The organism is Oceanobacter sp. 5_MG-2023, from assembly GCF_030548165.1.
In the GTDB taxonomy this organism is placed as follows: domain Bacteria; phylum Pseudomonadota; class Gammaproteobacteria; order Pseudomonadales; family Oceanobacteraceae; genus Oceanobacter.
This window is the reverse complement of record NZ_JAUORS010000013.1, coordinates 17066-36045: the sequence shown is the minus strand read 5'-3', so window position 1 is coordinate 36045 and position 18980 is coordinate 17066. Positions and strand designations below refer to the sequence as shown.

16 protein-coding genes are annotated in these 18980 nt (G+C 49.8%); 7 read left to right on the top strand and 9 right to left on the bottom strand.

Annotated elements, in window-relative coordinates; genetic code table 11:
• Window positions 1-11 precede the first annotated feature (11 nt).
• The 5 genes from Q4551_RS10255 to Q4551_RS10235 form a co-directional block, all read right to left on the bottom strand.
• Window positions 12-1181: a benzoate/H(+) symporter BenE family transporter gene (locus Q4551_RS10255; protein WP_303433575.1), complete on the bottom strand. Its 1170-nt coding sequence runs from the start codon at window positions 1179-1181 to the stop codon at window positions 12-14.
• A gap of 19 nt (window positions 1182-1200) precedes the next feature.
• A complete protein-coding gene (locus Q4551_RS10250) occupies window positions 1201-1599 on the bottom strand; it encodes a RidA family protein (protein WP_303433573.1) in 399 nt (132 codons plus the stop codon).
• A 167-nt stretch (window positions 1600-1766) separates the two neighbouring features.
• Window positions 1767-3401, bottom strand: coding sequence for an amino acid ABC transporter ATP-binding/permease protein (locus Q4551_RS10245; RefSeq protein ID WP_303433571.1), 1635 nt, complete (start codon window positions 3399-3401; stop codon window positions 1767-1769).
• Window positions 3398-5155, bottom strand: coding sequence for a thiol reductant ABC exporter subunit CydD (gene cydD, locus Q4551_RS10240; RefSeq protein WP_303433569.1), 1758 nt, complete (start codon window positions 5153-5155; stop codon window positions 3398-3400). Before cydD ends, Q4551_RS10245 begins: the two co-directional genes overlap by 4 nt.
• A gap of 171 nt (window positions 5156-5326) precedes the next feature.
• Entirely contained in the window at window positions 5327-6250 is a 924-nt protein-coding gene (locus Q4551_RS10235) for a LysR family transcriptional regulator (RefSeq protein WP_303433568.1), read from the bottom strand.
• Between the two features lie 162 nt (window positions 6251-6412).
• On the opposite strand from Q4551_RS10235, the gene speB reads away from it, so the two are divergent.
• Window positions 6413-7387: an agmatinase gene (speB, locus tag Q4551_RS10230; protein WP_303433566.1), complete on the top strand. Its 975-nt coding sequence runs from the start codon at window positions 6413-6415 to the stop codon at window positions 7385-7387.
• 432 nt (window positions 7388-7819) lie between these two features.
• On the opposite strand, the gene Q4551_RS10225 is transcribed toward speB, so the two are convergent.
• The 4 genes from Q4551_RS10225 to Q4551_RS16240 all read right to left on the bottom strand — a co-directional run bounded on the left by Q4551_RS10225 (window position 7820) and on the right by Q4551_RS16240 (window position 13129).
• Entirely contained in the window at window positions 7820-9571 is a 1752-nt protein-coding gene (locus tag Q4551_RS10225; protein WP_303433564.1) for an ATP-dependent endonuclease, read from the bottom strand.
• Between the two features lie 135 nt (window positions 9572-9706).
• Window positions 9707-11713, bottom strand: coding sequence for an ATP-binding protein (locus Q4551_RS10220; protein ID WP_303433562.1), 2007 nt, complete (start codon window positions 11711-11713; stop codon window positions 9707-9709).
• Window positions 11714-11814: 101 nt separating this feature from the next.
• Entirely contained in the window at window positions 11815-12723 is a 909-nt protein-coding gene (locus Q4551_RS10215) for a hypothetical protein (protein WP_303433561.1), read from the bottom strand.
• A gap of 304 nt (window positions 12724-13027) precedes the next feature.
• Window positions 13028-13129, bottom strand: coding sequence for a transposase (locus Q4551_RS16240; protein ID WP_368501385.1), 102 nt, complete (start codon window positions 13127-13129; stop codon window positions 13028-13030).
• A 386-nt stretch (window positions 13130-13515) separates the two neighbouring features.
• Here Q4551_RS16240 and benA point away from each other — a divergent pair, with 386 nt between their 5' ends.
• The 6 genes from benA to Q4551_RS10185 all read left to right on the top strand — a co-directional run bounded on the left by benA (window position 13516) and on the right by Q4551_RS10185 (window position 18427).
• Window positions 13516-14871 (top strand): benzoate 1,2-dioxygenase large subunit, encoded by a 1356-nt coding sequence (gene benA / locus Q4551_RS10210; protein ID WP_303433559.1) that lies wholly within the window; start codon window positions 13516-13518, stop codon window positions 14869-14871.
• An 11-nt stretch (window positions 14872-14882) separates the two neighbouring features.
• Window positions 14883-15374: a benzoate 1,2-dioxygenase small subunit gene (gene benB, locus Q4551_RS10205; RefSeq protein WP_303433558.1), complete on the top strand. Its 492-nt coding sequence runs from the start codon at window positions 14883-14885 to the stop codon at window positions 15372-15374.
• A gap of 63 nt (window positions 15375-15437) precedes the next feature.
• On the top strand, window positions 15438-16448 hold the full coding sequence (gene benC / locus Q4551_RS10200) for a benzoate 1,2-dioxygenase electron transfer component BenC (protein ID WP_303433557.1): 1011 nt from the start codon (window positions 15438-15440) through the stop codon (window positions 16446-16448).
• A gap of 60 nt (window positions 16449-16508) precedes the next feature.
• Complete coding sequence (locus Q4551_RS10195) at window positions 16509-17294, top strand: 1,6-dihydroxycyclohexa-2,4-diene-1-carboxylate dehydrogenase (protein WP_303433555.1); 786 nt, start codon at window positions 16509-16511, stop codon at window positions 17292-17294.
• 154 nt (window positions 17295-17448) lie between these two features.
• The gene (locus Q4551_RS10190; RefSeq protein ID WP_303433553.1) at window positions 17449-17748 is read left to right on the top strand and encodes a hypothetical protein; all 300 of its coding nucleotides are present in this window, start codon (window positions 17449-17451) and stop codon (window positions 17746-17748) included.
• A 115-nt stretch (window positions 17749-17863) separates the two neighbouring features.
• Entirely contained in the window at window positions 17864-18427 is a 564-nt protein-coding gene (locus tag Q4551_RS10185; RefSeq protein ID WP_303433551.1) for a CBS domain-containing protein, read from the top strand.
• Window positions 18428-18980: the final 553 nt, after the last annotated feature.

Genomic DNA, 18980 nt, shown 5'->3' with positions numbered 1-18980 from the left:
GCCGTCGTGTTTCAGCGCGCCACCCGTCGCAGCTGGTTGGTCATCACAAACACCGCGGTTCCCAGTACCACGCCCCAGAATGCCGAGCCGATACCATAAATACTGATACCGGATGCGGTGGTCATAAAGGCCACCATCGAGGCTTCCAGGTGCTCCTTGTCATCCAGCATCCCCGCGAGGCTGCCACTGATGGCTCCCAGCAAGGCCAGTCCGGCAATAATGGCAATCATCTCCGTTGGAAAGCTGGTAAAAAACAGCACCACACTGCCAGCAAACAAACCCGCCAACAGATAAAAAAAGCCGCTGGCAATACCAGCAATATAACGCTTGTCCGATTCCGGGTGAGCATCCGCACTGGTACACATGGAAGCGGTAATGGCCGCCACAACGGTCGTAATGCCGCCAAACAGGGCAATAGGAATCGAGGTCAGCGACAAGACGGTAATGACCGGTCGGGTCGAGACCGTATAACCGGCCGATTTGAGAATGGTAAACCCCGGCAAGAACTGCCCGGTCAGGCTAACGATCATCAGCGGTAACGCCAGGCTCAGAGTCGAGCTGATCGTCCACTCCGGCATAATCAGGGTCGGGGTCGCCATTTCCCAGCGCAGCGAGCTGAGATCGGCATCCAGCACGGTAAACGACAAACCAAAGCCAAGTACGACCAGCAGCACCAGAAAATAGCTGCGGCTAAAAAACTTGAACATCACAAACGCCAGCACCATCACCACCGCCACAACCGGTGTCGACTCCAGCGTACGGAATGCCCCCAAACCAAAATCAAACAGAATACCGGCCATCATGGCGCTCGCCACTCCGCGCGGAATCAGATGCACCACCCGGTCAAACAAACCACTGATGCCAATCAGCAGCAGGATCACCGCCGCCGTGATATAGGCACCAATTGCTTCGTTTAACGACAATTCAGGGAACAGCGTCACCAGCAATACCGCCCCCGGTGACGACCAGGCCGTGATCACAGGTACCCGCAGCCAGGCGCTCAGACAGATCCCGGTGATGCCAGCGCCAAACGACAAGGCCCACACCCAGGAAGTCATCATCGCATGAGAAACACCGGCCTGTTCAGCCGCCTGAAATACAATCGCCAGTGGCCCGGAGAACGACACCAGCACCACCATAAATCCCGCAATCAACGCGGACGCAGAGACATCTTTGATCATCGAGCCTGTTCCTGATAAATCATTCAAATTGGGCGACACCCTTCACTTCCAGAAAATACCCGGGCGCACCACATAAAGAGGCCGCACCAATTGCCGTCCAGGCAACCAGGATACCGTCCAGATAGCGGTCACGTACTTGCATAAATAACGGCAGGTCACGCATATCGGTGTGAAAGCTGGTCATTTCGACCAGGTCGCCAAACGAACCACCCGCCGATTCTAACACCCGCTTCATATTCTCGAACACCATAACAAACTGGGCTTCTTTATCTACCACCAGCTGGCGTTGGGAATCCCGGCCAATCTGGCCGGAGATATACAGTGTATTGCCGACCAGAACACCCGGTGCATAACCGATGTCATCGCGAATAAATTCCATGCCTGCTGGCACAATGGCTTGTGATTGAAGAGTCGTCATAGCAGTACCCGTATACATCATGGTGATGGATGGTCAGTCGAATGGTTACCGGTAAAAAGCAACCAGAGAACAGGCTAGCCGGGCGAGATGCCCGGCCACTATCCATATCACTTCAATTTGTATCCAGTCACTGCAGAGCGGCAGGAAAACAGCAGGCGGGGAGCCTGCTAGCCCAGCTCCAGTACTTGCTGGCCCGGCAAAATCAGATCCCGATCATGGCTGTTGGCAATCACCAGCTGGTGTTGCCAGTGATCGGCCAGGTTGGCAAAGACCTGCTGGGCCAGATCAACGTCCATTCCGGCTCCCGGCTCATCCAGCAGAATAATCCGCGGCTGCTGCAACACCAGTCGTGCCAGCCCCAGCCGTTTGCATTCACCGCCCGATGCTTGCCACTCACCGTCGCCAAGCCAGGTATCCAGCCCCTGCGGCAGCTGCATGGCCCACTCGTCCAACTGCACCAGAGCCAATGCCGCCAGAATATCGTCATCGCTGTGCGGGTGGTTCAGACACACGTTGTCACGCAGACTGGCACGCAAGATATCGATACGCTGTGGCATCAAGCCTATCCCTTCAGGGCTGTCCAGCGACAGCTGAATGGCACCGGCCGAAGCCTGCAACTGACCAGCCAGCAAGGCAATCAGCGTGCTTTTGCCACAGCCACTGGGGCCATAAATCCAATGCCAGCGGGTGCGCCCCACCTGCGTTTCAAAACGATGGTTGAAACCATCAAACACCGCCGCTGGCTGGCCAGGGTAGCGATAGTGCAACTGCTCCAGCACCACGGCCAGATCCTCCCGGTCGCCGACGAACTCACGGCCATCGACAGCAACATGATCACTCGCGGCCAGTTGATCAAGCCGTTGTAATGCTTTCATACCCAGCTGCCAGGCTGCCACCACCGGGCCAGCCGTCAACAACACTTCGCCACTCCCCAGCGTCAGCAGCAGCAACATAAACAGGTTGGCTCCGGCCAGCTCACCCGCTTGATAGGCAACAAATCCTTGCCAGAAAATCACCACCACCAGCGCCACCAGTCCAGCCTCAGCCAGTAGCAGCAGTGTATGCTGGCGAGACACCGCCCGTACTTCCTGACGATCGGCGTCACCGGCCTGTTCGACCAGTTGCTCCCCGGCCGCCTGTAAACGGCCATGCAGCGTCAGCGTGCGCATATTACTGAGCAAGGCACTGGAGCGTCGCCATTGTTCTGACCGCAGCTGATGGCTGCCATCCTGCGCCTGCAACACTGCCCGGCTGTACAGTAACGGCATCACCAGCACCACCAGCACCAGCAGAGGGATGGCCCAGGGCACCACGGCAGGCAATACCAGCGCCAGGGTCAACAGATAGCCCAATACCGTCGCCACATTCACCACCGCCGGTAATACCGCCGACAGATAGATGGACTCGATATGCTGCACGTCTTGTAGCAAGCGGCTGGTTGATTCATGCCGGTCCAGCTGGATTTCCTGCCACTGCCGCCGACCAATCAGCCGGAACAGATCCCCTCGCAAGCGGGATATAATCCGGAAGGTCGCTTCATGACTGGCCAGCCGTTCACCATAACGCCCCAGGGTTCGTGAGATCGACAGGCCGCGAACCATGGCCGCCGGGGTAAAATAATTAAACTGATGCGCCGCCACAGCATTCAGCCCTGCCATGGCCGCAGCACTGATAAACCAACCCGAGACGGCCAGCAAGGCAACCCCGGAAAATGCCGTCAGCACCGCCAGAAAAATCCCCAGCAGAGCCAGCTTTTGCTCAGCCGCCAGCTGGCGAAAATAATGTTGTGACAAGGACTTCATAACAAGGCCTCCGCTGCTGCCGCTTTGGTCAGCGAGATCTCCAGATCAAACAACTCACGCTCCCCCGGGCGATGACTGGCCATTACCAGCATGCCGCCATCCGCCGCAAAAACCGCCAGCTGCTGCATAAATTCAGCCGCGGTATCCTGATCGAGATTGGCTGTTGGTTCATCCAGCAACAACAAGGCAGGCCGATGCAGAAACACCCGCGCCAAGGCAATCCGCTGGGCCTGGCCACCCGACAGATAACCGCCGCTGTCGCTGATAAGGTAATCCAGCTGACCCGGCAAGGCCGCTACCAGCACACCGACACGCGCATTGCTCAAGGCTGCCCACAGCGCCTCATCACTGAACGTGCGCCCCAGGGTCAGGTTCTCGCGAATGGTGGCAAAGAGCAGTTCCGGCTTTTGCGACAGATAACCAATCTGCTGAAACCAATCCGCCTGACGATACACAGAGGCCGGTTGGCCATTGATACACAACGCCCCGGCCAGCACTGGCCGCAAGCCCGCCAGCGTATCCAGCAAGGTGGTTTTACCCGACCCGGAAGGGCCGTTTAACAAGACTTTCTGGCCTGGGTGCAGCTCCAGATCAACCGGCCCATGCACCGGTTTGTCGAGCTCACCACTTTGCACACCACGCAGCTGCAACGACGTCAGTGCCGCCACCTCATGGGGTTGGCTGTCTACCGCCAGTTGGCGATGCCAGCTATCCAGTTGCAGCAGGTGTTCGGCAACACTGACCGCATCCGAACGGTCGTGATACAAGGCTCCCATACGCCGTAATGGCTGGTAGAACTCCGGTGCCAGCATCAATAAAAAGATACCGTCAAACAGACCATACCCGGCCGCGTAACTGCCAACATCGTATTTATCGAGAAAGAACAGCCCCAGATACAGCGCCACAATCGCCACACTGATGGCACTGAAAAACTCCAGTACCGTGCCCGACAAAAATGCCAGCTTCAGCACCTGCATGGTCGATTTGCGATAATCTTCCGACTGTTCAAACAGCCGATCGCCTTCCTGCTCTACCGCACCTGCCAGTTGTAATGCCTGCAGATTCTTCAGGCGGTCGGCCAACAAGTCCCCGAGGCGGTTGAGCTGCTGCAAATTGGCGCGGCTGACATCGGCAGCTTTGGAACCCACCAGCACCATAAACAAGGGCACCAGAGGAGCGGTCAGTAACAGAATCACAGGCACCAGCCAGCTGACAAACGCCGACGCCAGCAGAATCACCAGCGGCATCAGACCGGCGAGCCGCTGCTGCGGTATAAAATCGGCAAAATAACCCCGTTGTTTGTCGATTTCAGTGGTCAGCAAATTGCTGACTTCCGCAGCGTTAAAGTGAGGAAACAAACGAATATTGAGGCCAAAACAACGCTGTAAGGCAAATTGTCGCAGCGCCGCCCGAATCCGCAGACTGGCGCGATTACCCAGCAATCCTTGACCCCAGACCGCCAGCGCCCGCAATAACAGAATCGCCGCCAACTGCAGCCAGTCCTGTAATGATGGCAATACCGATGAAGGCTGGTACACCGCCCGATCCAGCAAGGTCGCCACCTGCCAGGCCAAGGCAATGGTCATCGCCACCTGTAACAACCCCAGCAGGGTTGAAAAAGCGTTATAAACGCGGGCTTTGCGGCCAAAATATTTAAGTAACGCCGCCGCAGTGGCAAATTCCGGCGTCTGGTCTGGCGATTTCATCATGGCGGGGCCTGTGCAGAAGTCGAGGCTATATAAACGGCGAGACATACTATCAGAACCCATGGCAGGAAACTGTAAGCACGGACTGAAGAATACTGTTTCAGATTCGCCGTTAGCACTCTGACCAATACCGCCACCCGGCTCCTCTCACTACCCGCTCACTACCCTCTCACTACCCGCTGCGGATATCCATGGTTCTAACCGGGCTGATGTCTGGGCTTATATCCGCGCACCAACCACTTGCTCGATCAACCACTGCAAGGCCGGGTCCTGTACGTGCAGCGGATGTTGGATCAGGGTCATGTCCCAATGCGGCATATCCGCTGGCCCATCCACCGTACGTACCGGCAGCCAGTCACTAAACAGTTCGGCCATACGACGCGGCAGGGTTAATAAGGCCCGGCGTTCGGCAACCAGACGGGCGGCGGCAAGATAATTGATCATTTGAGCCAGGCGCTGGCGCTGACGTTGCTGGCCAGCCAGCCAGCGGTCGATGCCATTGGTGCTGGTATCGGTCTGGTCCAGCATCACCACATGAGGAAAATCCAGGTACTGATCAAGGGTGAGCTGGTCGGGAATATCATCGAAGCGTGTGCCCGCCAGGCAGACCAGTTGTTCGGTCAGCCAGGGCTGCCGTAACAGGTGCGGGGGAATGCTGAGATTTTCATCCAGACCAATGACCAGATCCACCGAGCCATTTTCCAGCCGCTCCAGCGAGGCGTGCGGGCCAATCATTTCCAGGTCAAAGATAACCCCGGGGGCTTGCTGTTGCAGCGTCGGCATCATGTCTGGCAATACCACCGCCTCAAAGTAGTCCGTGGCTGCAATGGTAAATACCCGCTGGCTATGGGCCGGTTCAAATTGTTTCGGCGGTGCCAGCGTCAGCTCCAGTTGCTTCAGAATGGCTTTGACTTCGGGCAGCATCGCCAGCGCCCGAGGCGTGGCCTGCAAGCCACTGCCACAACGTACCAGCAAGGGATCGTTAAGTTGCTGACGCAGCCGATTGAGGGCATGACTGGTGGCCGACTGACTCAAAAACAGCCGTTCCGATGCCCGCGAGACATGGCATTCGCTGATCAGGGCATCAAATACCTGCAACAGGTTAAGGTCAAAATGTCTTAGTGGTGACGTGGTATCCGACATATTCAAAGTCTCAGCCAATTATGCACAGTGTGCATTATGTCAGGAATATTATTCATTTCTCTAATAATTTGGCGACGCTTATTCTGCGCTTCATACCGTATCGAGACACAGGTAACACCCTGATCTCAGCTTCTGACAACCCAATGAGTGACTGGAATATTCATGTACCCGACGTCTGCTTCCCATAATCCGCTGGCTACCTCCTCTGCCAATGCCGACCTGCCGCTCTACGGGGCGTTAGGTATGACCTTTATGCAGTGCCCGTTGATGACAGATATCCGCACCTCCCTCGCCGATGTCATTGTCGCGGGAGTGCCGTTTGATATGGCTACGTCTGGTCGTCCCGGTGCCCGTTTCGGGCCTCAGGGAGTGCGTCAGGCATCGGCCAATCTGATTTGGGAAGGCAAGCGCTGGCCATGGACTTTTGCGCTGGATGACGTGTTAAAACTGGAGGATGCCGGGAACCTTGCGTTCCGCCATGGCGAACCACAGACTCTGGTCGACAACCTCGAAGCCTTCGCCGCTGCTTTGGTACAGGCCGGGAAAAAGACACTGTTTTTGGGTGGCGATCACTTTGTCACCCTGCCGATCCTGCGGGCCCAGGCAAAGCAACACGGGCCGCTGGCACTGATTCATTTTGATGCTCATACCGACACCTATGACGGCGGCAGCCAATACGATCACGGCACCCTGTTTCACCATGCCGTAGTGGAGGGACTGGTGGATACAGAACACTCGATCCAGCTGGGAATTCGTACCGCGTATGAATCAGACGGACACCCGTTCGAAGTTATTGACGCCGCAGAACTGAATGACCTTGGCCCGGCCGCGACACTGACGCGTATTCGTCAGCGAGTGGCAGGACGGCCGGTTTATATCAGTTTTGATATCGATGCCCTCGACCCGGCATTTGCCCCAGGTACCGGCACACCAGTATCCGCGGGTCTGACAATGGATGGGGCACTAAAAATCATCCGGGGCCTGGCTGGAATGGATATACGTGGCATGGATGTGGTGGAAGTAGCACCTGCTTACGACCATGCAGAAATCACCTCGCTGGCAGGAGCAACCCTGGCGCTGGACATGCTGTACGCCGTTGCCGCAGGAAAAATGCAAGCCGGGTTACCGGCAGCATAGACGGCAGAACCGTCCAGGGACGATGCAATCACAACCCGGTCAGCGTTGAATCCCAATGCCCTTGCTGACCCGGGTTGCTGCTCACGGGATTCCTTCCTTCTTGCATAGAACCCGGAAGGTGTTTCCAATTTCAAAAAGGGAAGAACACATGAGCGGAATCATTGAACCACTACATAAGTAATGTCAGCGCCACGCATGGGGAGTCCGACAATTCATTAAAAAAGAGTATTTTACCAAAGCCAGCAGGCATCAGAGATAAAATCAACAGCCTGCTAGAGCACCCTCAATCTCATCTATTCCTTTATTTGTTAGTAGTTTTATACTCGGGAATATAACGCCTCGTTAAAAAGCAAAAAAATGTTGACTAAAATTAGCAACGAAGGAGCAAAAGCCAACTGTTTTTTGTCCTTTGAATTAGCTTGTTAGCACTCTTTAAAACGGTTCCTGAACAATCTCTTCGAGGTGCTCTTGCGTATATTCATTGTCATAAGGCTTATCACCAACAACCTGTTTTAAGAAATTCACAATGCTTTTTTCCTCATCATCAATATCTAGAGTTTTAGAAAACTCATATGCTGATAAAGGTTTTCCCTTTTGGGAATCGTGAGAATAATCATGGCTATTTTCAAAATTCCTGACAGATACATAGCGTTTAACAGATGCCCCTTTTGATTTTGCTACTTCCATAGCATCCCAAATCTTGGCATTTAATGTCCAAGCACTATTAGCTTTAGGATCTCCATCATTTTTTAACCTCCTTTGTCCTTCGGTGTAAAGATACCTTTCATCAGAGTCATGTATTACATGCTGATTGATTTTAAAATGGCTTAATACTTCAATAAAAAATGGAATGTTATTTTTGGTTCCAGTGTTTAGTACAAATAAATCACTATTTGGATAATGCTCATATATTAAGCCTCGTAAAACTATTGCTTCTGTATCACCTTCAACCAAAATCACTTCATCAGAAAAAAATGTTTCACAGATGTGAGGGTTAAACCGATTAAGCATTAGAACTCGGTCTTTCGTTTCCTCATTCTTTGAAAAAACATTATCGCCTGCTTGATAAATAATTGTTTCGCCATTTTCTTTCTTCACAAACCGAGCTAAAGAGGTATGTTCCCTGCTCATATCAATTAATTGAGGATCATGAGACACGCAAATTATTTGATAATCATCTTGTTCTGCTATTTGGTATAGAGTATTTCTGAACTTCCTTTTATTACTTGGATGTAAGTACAACTCAGGCTCTTCAAACAAAATAATGTGTTTTTCACCATCTTTAGTATCTTTAAACAAAGACAGTATATTAATTATTGCCTGTCTAATTAACCCATGTCCATGCAAATCAAATTTACGATCTATTTTAGAGGAGCTCTCATCACCTAATAGCTCTTCAGCGGCTTCAACAGCTTCTGCCAATTTGATTTTTTCATCTTTTTTATCGCCGATCGTGACACTAAAATCTTTTTCAAAAGCCTTGCTTAAATCAGCTTCCTTATAAGGTGTTGACTGTATACTTAACTGAAGTTCGGGGAATGTTTCACTAAAGTAACGATTAGCTTTCTGGCTTATTTCTCCAAGATAACCTTCATTCTCAACCTTTTCTTGCAATGACTTGATAGCCGTAAGAGCACTACTATATTCCGCCTGATGATTATCTTTTAATTTTCTAAGTAACTTATTCTTTATTTCTTTTTCTAACCAGTCCGTTAATGATTTGACACTTGGCATAGCTTCAATAAAAATGATATTCGGTGTAGCGTTTGTAAGAATAGGTTCTAATCCTCCAAACCCACCGGCAACAAAATCACTTTCATCAATACTATAAGTCATTTTATTCGCAGCCTTATCAACTTCGCTCCAAACTTTCCTAAACTTGACTAAGCCATTAGCGTCCACCCATTTATCCAAACCCTTTTCATTGAAATTATCAATATCACTATCTTCTTTGAGAAAAGTAGCTTCTATCACGATTTCCTTGGTTGTATCTTGTTCATAAAAATCTGTTATCAAGGATTTTTGAGAGGGTGATGTAAAATACCTATAAGCATGTAACACGCTAGATTTCCCAATATTATTTTTCCCAAAAAGAAAAACAATATTATTATCTTTAAATTCAATTACATTCTCTTCGCCGTTAATGGCACGAAAGTTATTAATTTTTAGAGATACAAGTTTCATTCAATATCCTTATGTACGAAATTGACGCAAAATTTAAGAGACTGCTAACGCCCTGTTAACAGGCAAAAAATAGTTGGTTAAAATTAGCGACGAAGGAGAAAAACCAACTGTTTTTTGTCCTTGTTTAACAGCTTGTTATGAAGCACTTTCACTGGCGCTTTCAATACTTTTTGTCAGTTCACTTGGGCTAGAAGCTACAATCTCTAGCTCTTTTAAGCTTAATTTATTTGATATCTCGTTGTACCTTAACTCAAATTCATTAAGGATTTGCTTCCAAGTTTTAACTATGATTCTGAAGTTCCCAGTCTTTTGAACCAAGCCAGGTTCACCGTGAATTCTATTAGTTTCCAAATCTGAGTGTAAATCTACTGCTGTTATTTTACTTTCAGAGATTTCATTCCCTATGAGCACAAAGTCCCATATCGAGTTTTCATCTTGAAATTGAGGCTCATTAGCTATTACATTTTTATAAGCTTTAATTTGTGCTAACTCTTTATCTCCAAGCTTTATGCTCGGCCTCTTAAGCTCAATAACAACGTGATGAAAATACTTTTTATCATCATCAGCAACTTTAAAGCCTTTTTGTGCGATAAACAGATCCATTTCTTTATTTTTATCTGGATGAGTCAAAGGCTTTCTATCGTAGTATCTATCTTCTGAATTAAAGTCCAATAAAGACCTTAGGGCTTGATCAAACTTATCTTCTTCAGATGTTAGTAAGTGATATTTTTCACCAAAAAGCCATAGGTTTGATTCAATACATTTTTGAATATGCGGCACTTCAAGTGCGAACTTTTTATGATCGTATATTAATGATTTAAAGCTTTGAATTATATCCAGACGATCTCTAACATGTTCAGCTGTTTTAGTTATATTTTCCAAAGATGTTCGTTGCAGAAGGCCTGAGATACGCCCCATGTCATCCTCTGATAAAGAAACGATTCCATCTAACACATCAAATAATTCTGAAAGCCTATTAGATTGAACAATTCTATCTAAAAGCTTTATCAAAATACGCTTTTGAGATTTGTTCAATTGCTTAGAAAACACAGCAGGTTCTGCTTCATAAATTATTTTAATAGTTGATATTAGTTGTTCACGATGAAACTCGTTAAGAACGCGGTTATCTCCGCTCATTTCAGGGAAAACACCTTCTTTGATATATTGCTGTATTAAGTTGTCAGCAGCAGAATTTCTAAAGTTTATATACTCTTGTCTTAACCTGTTTTTTGCTAGAGCTAAAATAGTAACAAACACTTCTGATTCGGTATTTTTATTTCCCGATAAAAGATCGGCTTTACTATTAAAGCCGTCAAACCAATCAGAAGAAACATAAGACGAGCAATAAAAACCTTTCAAATTTAGTTCTGATAGCTCTTTATGCACAATCTCATTAGAAGAGTCAATGAAATATACCAACGATTTTTCTTGGTTTGGTTTCTCTTCCCAAATAACACTTTTTAGATTAAAAACACCTTCCTCGAACTCTTCTTGGTGAGGAATCGCCTCGTAGTCTGAAGTATTTAATTGAACTCCGTTTACTATAATTTTCAATTCAGGATTTGATACAAGCAACCAAGTAAATTCATTTCTTAAGAAAGGAACCATATAATCATTAAATAGATTAAAGTCGACATCTTTAATGTGCGAAAAAACAACCTTTGTTCCTTTTTTATTTGTTTTGGTTTTGACTATTTTCTCTGGCTCATATTTATTTAAATAACCTGAGTCAATTGTAAAACAAAAACCATTATGACCTGATGATGTTTCCCAATAAGCTTGTTCACAAAACTTGATAAAGGTAAAACGGCCACGGCCTTTTTTTCCTCTAGTGGTAGGCTTTGAGATATTCTTCTTTTTCGAATCAAGAAATAAATCTAGTGTATTTTCAAGATCATCATAATCAATTCCATCACCATTATCTTGTATGGTCATTGAAATGAGGCTTTTCAACTCATTCATTTCAGTATTGATTTCAATTTTCGTAGCGTTTGCATCGAAGCCATTCCAGATATATTCAGCTAATGCTTGCTCTGGCTTTACGCCCGATAATTGACTTTTAATACTTTGGTCTGTTGTTTTAAGATATCTAGCTTTCATATATTTGCCGACTCCTTTGGCAGAGACTACCTTGTGCTTCATAACGCCGCCGTAAGAGGCGGAAAATGCTTGGCTATAATTAGCAACGAAGGAGCGCAAGCCAAGCTTTTTACGTCCTTTCTTGACGACTTTGTTATGTGATTTTAATACAGCAGGTCAGCGTACTTATCTGGTAGAACCGCAAACTCTCCCCAGCCCACACCTTCTATCGACAATCCAATACCACTTTTTGTAACTGTACCAAACATAATTACAATTTTACCTTTGGCATCATCGTCAACACCATGGTCTCTCGAAATTTCATCTGTAGCCTTAAGGCAAAAATCCACATACTCACCTCTAGGGAATTCAAACATTGTTTGCCTAATGTTTTGTGGGGTTGGCCCGCAATTCCACGACCGACTCACTTTTGCAAAATAGAACTTTGGAACTTCATCTGTTTCTCTAACATTTCTAATATCAATCAAAAGATTATTAAGTTGAATTGCGTTTTTTCTGCCAGGAAGATGAAAATATTTATATAGGTTTTTATTAAAATTCCGACAAAGTCCTCTTACAGTGGTGATTCGTGAGGGTAAGCTAAAAGTTTCCCCATTATGTCTACTAATAGGAACTTTTGCTAAGTCACCATCAGTGTCTTCAACTGGCTCACCTTGATATTGCTGCGGATTATCAATTTTAGGTGGTTTTGGTTTTTCTTTCATAAAATATTTTACCACTACCAGTTCCTCATCCTCTATAGCTTTCTTGGCTATTTCTTCAGAGTCGTAACGCTTTCCCGGTGCTTTTTTTACTCTCAAACTACATGTAGGCTGGTGTTTTCGACTATGGGCATAAAACGCTTTTCTGCCATTGGTATCATAATCTTTCTCCTCTGGAGATCGAAATAAACCTGCACTACATTCAGGACAAAAAATATGCCCTTTCATATTCTTTATGTATTCTGTAGTAGTTACTCCAAGACCTTTTTTTTTCAAGACTTTTTTATCACCACTCTCAAAGTCCCAATCTTCAAGATATAATGCAAACTTTATTTGATTGTTATCTTCCATAAATTTACCTCTAATCTTCCAGAATCACATAACAGTTTATTAGTGCACATGCGCGGTTCCTGGGAAATCACCATAACTACTTGAATAATAAGAAGTAAAATCCATTTCCAGATCAGTCCATTCTATGAAAGCGAGCATGCGCATTAACTCCTGTGTGCCTTGTGCATTAATCTGTCAACCTGCGCAACAACTTTCCGTGTATCAATGCCTTGACGATAACAACGTCCGGGAAAGCGCGCAAGGCTTCTGAAAAAGCGCGCATTAATTTGGGCAATCTTTCAATTATACTGGATATACATACATATCAGATCAAGGAGTGATGAATCTGCTCGACCAGCTGCCGTTCGCTGCGAATACTGAAGAGGATTTTCAGCAGCAAGGTTCTCAATAAAGGCTCCGGAGGAATGGATTCCCGCCCACGCCCGGAATAGATCAGGCTGAGTTTCCAGTCGATGTGGGTGAGTGCCTGATCGAACAGGGTTTTGATGGATCGTAAAGGATGATCGTCTGGAACCCGTTCATCCAGTTTGATGGTGGTTTACCGAAGCCAGTAGGCATCAGGGATAAAATCAATAGCCTGCCAGAGCCCCTTTCCGCCCTTTTTATTCCTTCACTCCCTCATTCATCACTTGCCAGCTTCCCTCTGTCTTTAACTGCTCCATTTCCCTGCGCCAGCCACCAGCCATTGGCTTAAATCATCTCTGTGCACAAAACGGATAAACCTTATCCGGCTCTGGATAGTTCGTTTTTCGTCAGGCTTTTAACCTGATCATAAATACGGAGGGTCCATTGATGAACGAGCAACTGATAACAAAAATCCAGGGCATGATGGAAGAAGACAAGGAGCAAGGTCTGTTCCGCTGTCGCCGTGACATGTTTACCGATCCGGAGCTGTTTGAGCTGGAGATGAAGCATATCTTCGAAGGCAACTGGATCTATCTGGCCCACGAGAGCCAGATTGCTGAAAATAACGATTTTTTCACCACTTATATGGGCCGCCAGCCGGTATTTATTGCCCGTAACAAGGAAGGTGAGCTGAACTGTTTTATCAATGCCTGCTCCCACCGGGGCGCGGTGTTGTGCCGTACCAAAAAGGGCAACAAGTCGGTATTGACCTGTCCTTTCCATGGCTGGAGCTTTAATAACTCCGGCAAGCTGCTGAAAGTAAAAGATCCGAAAGAAGCCGGTTACCCGGATTCTTTCAACTGCGATGGTTCCCACGATCTGGCCAAGGTCGCCCGCTTCGAATCCTATCGTGGCTTTCTGTTTGGCTCGCTGCGAGACGACGTCAAACCACTGACCGAGCACCTGGGCGAAGCAGCCAAGATTATCGATATGATCGTCGATCAGTCACCGCAAGGTCTGGAAGTGGTCAAGGGTGCCTCCAGCTATATCTATGATGGCAACTGGAAGGTTCAGGCTGAAAACGGTGCCGATGGTTACCATGTCTCGTCCGTGCACTGGAACTATGTAGCCACCACCGCCCGCCGCAAAAACGGCATGTCGGATGATGACGTCAAAGCCATGGATGCGTCGACCTGGAACAAACAGAAAGGCGGCTTCTACGCCTTTGAACAAGGCCATATTCTGCTGTGGATGCAATGGCCGAATCCGCAAGACCGCCCACTGTATGAACGCCGCGACGAGCTGGTTTCTCAATATGGTGAAGCCAAAGCCGACTGGATGATCGGCAACCTGCGCAACCTGTGTTTGTACCCGAACGTGTTCCTGATGGATCAGTTCAGTTCGCAGATTCGTCATTTCCGGCCGATCTCGGTCGACAAGACCGAAGTCACCATCTATTGCATCGCCCCCAAAGGCGAGAGCGCCGACGCCCGTACCCACCGCATTCGCCAGTATGAAGATTTCTTCAACGCATCAGGCATGGCAACGCCGGATGACCTGGAAGAATTCCGCGCCTGTCAGGAAGGCTTCAAGGCCGGTGGCCTGCCCTGGAACGATATGTGTCGGGGTGCCACCCACTGGATTGACGGCCCGGACGACGCTGCCAAGGCCATCGACCTCAAACCAGTGATGAGTGGTGCCAAATCGGAAGATGAAGGCCTGTACACCATTCAGCACCGTTACTGGGTGGATTACCTGTCTGCCTGTGTCGATAAAACCGGTTCTGATAAAGCCAACGGCTAAGGAGCAAGACCATGAGCTTTGATTACCAACAGATTCTGAATTTTCTCTACTCCGAAGCCCGGGCGCTGGATGACAAACAGTGGGACCAGTGGCTGGAACACTACGACCCGGAAGCCGAGTTCTGGATTCCCAGCTGGGATGACGATGGCGAGCTGGTGACCGATCCCCAGGCCCACGTCTCGCTGATGTATTACCGCCGTCGCGATGGCCTCGAAGACCGGGTGTTCCGTATCAAGACCGAACGCTCCAGCGCCTCCAGTTTGCCGGAGCCGCGCACCAGCCATAACACCAGCAATGTTGAAATTGTTGCCGACCATGGTGACCGCTGCGAGATCCGCTACAACTGGTGCACCCACAGCATGCGTTACCACACCGTGGATTCTTATTTCGGCAACGCCTTTGTCACGCTGATCAAGACCGAAGCCGGCCTGAAGATCCTGCAGAAAACCGTTGTGATCAAGAATGACTACATTCATCACGTCGTCGACATCTATCACGTGTAAGACGCTGGCCGGTGCGCTGCCACATAACAACAAAAGCCCTCAACAAAGGCTGGAGATACCGCTATGCCCAAAGTAGCCCTCAATTTTGAAGACGGAGTTACCCGTTTTATCGACGCCATGGCGGGCGAAACCGTGGCCGATGCCGCCTACCGCTCGCAAATCAATATTCCGATGGATTGCCGAGACGGTGCCTGCGGTACCTGCAAATGCCAATGGGAATCCGGCCAGTTCGAGATGGACGATTACATAGACGACGCCCTGTCCGAGCAGGAAGCAGAAGCAGGCAAGGTGCTTACCTGTTGCATGGTGGCAGAAACGGATTGCGTGATTAACGTCCCGGCGCTGTCATCCCTATGTGTACAGACCCAGATGGCGGATATTCATGCCGAGGTGGTCGAGCTTGACCGGCTGTCACCTTCTACCCTCAGCTTTACCCTGGCCAGTGATCAGGTTCGTGCCCTGCATTTTTTGCCGGGGCAATACGTCAATCTGCAAGTACCTGGCACCGATCAGAGCCGGGCCTATTCGTTCAGCTCGCTGGTGCAGGCAGACAGTGGCGCAGTGTCGTTTCTGGTGCGGGTAGTACCGGACGGTTTGATGAGCCACTGGCTGACCCACGATGCCAAGCCGGGCGATAGCATGACCTTGCGCGGCCCGTTCGGCAGCTTCTACCTGCGGGATGTCAAACGTCCGCTGTTGATGCTGGCGGGCGGTACCGGTCTGGCGCCGTTTCTGGCGATGCTGGAAAAACTCGAACGCGATGGCTGCCCGCAACCCGTACATCTGATTTACGGCGTTACCAACGACAGCGATCTGGTTGAACTGGACACTCTGGAAGGCTTGGCAGCCCGCATCGACAACTTCAGTTTTACCGCCTGTGCCGCCAACCCGGAGGCAGAGTACCCGGTAAAAGGGTTTGTAACCCATCATATGAACGACGCCGTATTACACCACGGCGACCTCGATATTTACCTCTGCGGGCCACCACCCATGGTCGACGCCGTCAACGGTTTTATCACCGACAAAGGCATCCAGCCGGTGAATTTCTATTACGAGAAATTTGCTTCCAGTTGATCCGCGCCCGTTTGTGGCGGTGTGTCTGGCACATCGCCCCGCTTCAGGAGAACACCTTTTATGCGTCCCTCTCGTTTTGAAAATAAAGTCGTTATTGTCACCGGTGCCGCTCAGGGCATTGGCCGGACGGTGGCGGAATCCCTGGCGGCGGAAGGCGCAATACTGGCGCTGATCGATCTGTCGCCCATCGTCGAAGAAGTGGTTGCAGCCTGTCTTGCTGCAGGCTCACCCAACACCATTCACCGGCTCGCCAATCTGGAGCAGTTCAAAAGTGCCAACGACGCCATTCGTTCGGTCATTGCGGAGCTGGGCCGGGTCGATGTGCTGGTGAATAACGTTGGTGGCACCATCTGGGCCAAACCCTATGAAGCCTACAAGCCGACCCAGATTGAAAAAGAAATCCGCCGCTCGTTGTTCCCGACCTTGTGGGGCTGTCATGCGGTGCTCGATACCATGCAGGCGCAACGCAGCGGCACCATTGTGAATGTGTCGTCCATTGCCACCCGGAGCCGTAATCGCGTGCCGTATGCGGCTGCCAAGGGCGGCGTCAATGCCATCACGGCCTGCCTGGCATTCGAGAACGCCGAATATGGCATCCGCGTCAACGCCACCGCACCGGGCGGTACTGATGCAGCCCCACGCCGGATTCCCCGCAACACCAACAAGCAAAGCAAACAGGAAGCCATCTGGTATCAGCAGATTGTCGACCAGACCGTCGACTCAACCCTGATGAAACGTTATTCCACCTTGCAGGAGCAAGCCGATGCGATTCTGTTTCTGGCGTCGGATGAGTCGTCTTACCTGACCGGTTCGGTGATTCCGGTTGGTGGTGGTGATTTGGGCTAGGCCGGTGGCCAGCTTGTGCCCGCCAGGGCCGTGACGGTGCGGTGGATACAAGCGGAGAGGTTGTCCTGTTTTAATGCGTCTCGTACTGAACCTGATGCCAGTTATCTGTCTATACTGGAGCAGTACACCATCACGTATTCAACAGGGGGAGCACATGATCAATCGTCGCATAATGCTGCGCCTCTGTGTCTGTATTGCTCTGCTCGGTACGTTAGGGGCACTCAATCTGCTGGATACCCGGGGCGAGCACAACGTCCTCTGGAGTAACCAGCTCACCTTCAGCGATCTGCCAGCCCTGCTGGATCATGATAACGATCGCCACTATTTCAGCGTCGCTTCCCCTTTTCAACTGCTCACTCTGGTCCTGACCGCCGTCTTGTTCTTTGCCCCGCTCTCGGGTTATCGGACACGTCAGCGCGACAGCCTCCGGGCGCGCGGCCCTCCTTCATTCTGATTCCCAGGCTCCCATACGGGGTGGCCTGGACAACGCCTGACGTTTTTGTACCCAACAATCAGAATTTGGCCTGACTGGGACGCCGCTGTGCGCCACAGGCCGTGGAGTATTTCTTATGAGCAAATTGACCCTGCATTCCGTCCAGAGCATTGATGATCTGGCCTTCCCGGAAAAACCGGTATATATCTCCATGAATAGCCCTGCCAAGACGGTTTTTACCGATTTTATCGACCATGAGCCCATGGTGGTTGATGCCTCGATGACTGCCCTTGAAGCCCGCAACATGATGATCAAAACCCATGTACGCCTGAAGCTGGTGGTGGATGAACACAATCAGTTTCTGGGCGTTATTGGAGCAGAGCATCTATCCGATCAGTACGTTCTGTTGCAAGCGGCCAATACCGGCTTGCGCAGCCTGAAAGAAGTGCTGGTGGCGGAGCTGATGGTGCGCAAAAAAGATCTGGTGGCGCTGGATTATGCCGAGCTGGATAAGTCGACGATTGGGAATGTGGTGAATTTCCTGCAAGACAATCACCAGCAACATTGTTTGGTGATTGATCAAGACAATCACACTATTCGTGGGTTGTTTTCCGCCAGCGATATCTCTCGCAAGCTGCGGCTGCCGATTGATATTCATGAGCAGTCCAGCTTTGCCCGGGTATTTTCAGCGGTATCGTGATATTACGCCCCAGGGATGGGGCTGATCGGATCGCCAGCGTTCTCTCTGTTACTGAATCCCCTTCTCTTCTCCTATACTCCGGCTGCTTGCACTGGCTACTTGCACTGGCGCACCGGCTGATTACTATGCCTGCCATATCGAGACCACCAACCACCAACCACCAACCACCAACCACCAACCACCAACCACCAACCACCAGCCACCAGCCATCAGCCATCAGGGCCATTGACGCCAATTCTCCCTGGCTAAACAGGCTTGTTGAACAGAATGGTTATTGTTGTCGATTACGGATCAATTCATACCGGGAACATCTATTGATAGCATTAAGCTTCATACTGTATGGTCGCGTCTCTGTTTCTCCAGCCGGTTGATAACAACCATCGGTGGGAACAGCGTGTTTTCGCCAGCTACTTGATCCGGCACCCTTCTTCCTGAATCCAGCCTGCGTTTTTTATGCTGCACGAGCGGTCGGTGACGAGGTCGCCCAATAACACCGGCCATCGTCCGGATGTCGAGCAGCTCTCGGCGTTCTATCTGAATTTATTGCCAACGC

What these genes read in the sequence shown, in the direction of transcription:
- speB (WP_303433566.1), top strand. Translation starts at nt 6,413, where the DNA reads ATGTACCCGACGTCTGCTTCCCATAATCCGCTGGCTACCTCCTCTGCC.
- benC (WP_303433557.1), top strand. Translation starts at nt 15,438, where the DNA reads ATGCCCAAAGTAGCCCTCAATTTTGAAGACGGAGTTACCCGTTTTATC.
- Q4551_RS10225 (WP_303433564.1), bottom strand. Translation starts at nt 9,571, where the DNA reads ATGAAACTTGTATCTCTAAAAATTAATAACTTTCGTGCCATTAACGGC.
- benA (WP_303433559.1), top strand. Translation starts at nt 13,516, where the DNA reads ATGAACGAGCAACTGATAACAAAAATCCAGGGCATGATGGAAGAAGAC.
- Q4551_RS10220 (WP_303433562.1), bottom strand. Translation starts at nt 11,713, where the DNA reads ATGAAGCACAAGGTAGTCTCTGCCAAAGGAGTCGGCAAATATATGAAA.
- cydD (WP_303433569.1), bottom strand. Translation starts at nt 5,155, where the DNA reads ATGTCTCGCCGTTTATATAGCCTCGACTTCTGCACAGGCCCCGCCATG.
- Q4551_RS10250 (WP_303433573.1), bottom strand. Translation starts at nt 1,599, where the DNA reads ATGACGACTCTTCAATCACAAGCCATTGTGCCAGCAGGCATGGAATTT.
- benB (WP_303433558.1), top strand. Translation starts at nt 14,883, where the DNA reads ATGAGCTTTGATTACCAACAGATTCTGAATTTTCTCTACTCCGAAGCC.
- Q4551_RS10235 (WP_303433568.1), bottom strand. Translation starts at nt 6,250, where the DNA reads ATGTCGGATACCACGTCACCACTAAGACATTTTGACCTTAACCTGTTG.
- Q4551_RS10215 (WP_303433561.1), bottom strand. Translation starts at nt 12,723, where the DNA reads ATGGAAGATAACAATCAAATAAAGTTTGCATTATATCTTGAAGATTGG.
- Q4551_RS10195 (WP_303433555.1), top strand. Translation starts at nt 16,509, where the DNA reads ATGCGTCCCTCTCGTTTTGAAAATAAAGTCGTTATTGTCACCGGTGCC.
- Q4551_RS10245 (WP_303433571.1), bottom strand. Translation starts at nt 3,401, where the DNA reads ATGAAGTCCTTGTCACAACATTATTTTCGCCAGCTGGCGGCTGAGCAA.
- Q4551_RS10255 (WP_303433575.1), bottom strand. Translation starts at nt 1,181, where the DNA reads ATGATCAAAGATGTCTCTGCGTCCGCGTTGATTGCGGGATTTATGGTG.
- Q4551_RS10185 (WP_303433551.1), top strand. Translation starts at nt 17,864, where the DNA reads ATGAGCAAATTGACCCTGCATTCCGTCCAGAGCATTGATGATCTGGCC.
- Q4551_RS10190 (WP_303433553.1), top strand. Translation starts at nt 17,449, where the DNA reads ATGATCAATCGTCGCATAATGCTGCGCCTCTGTGTCTGTATTGCTCTG.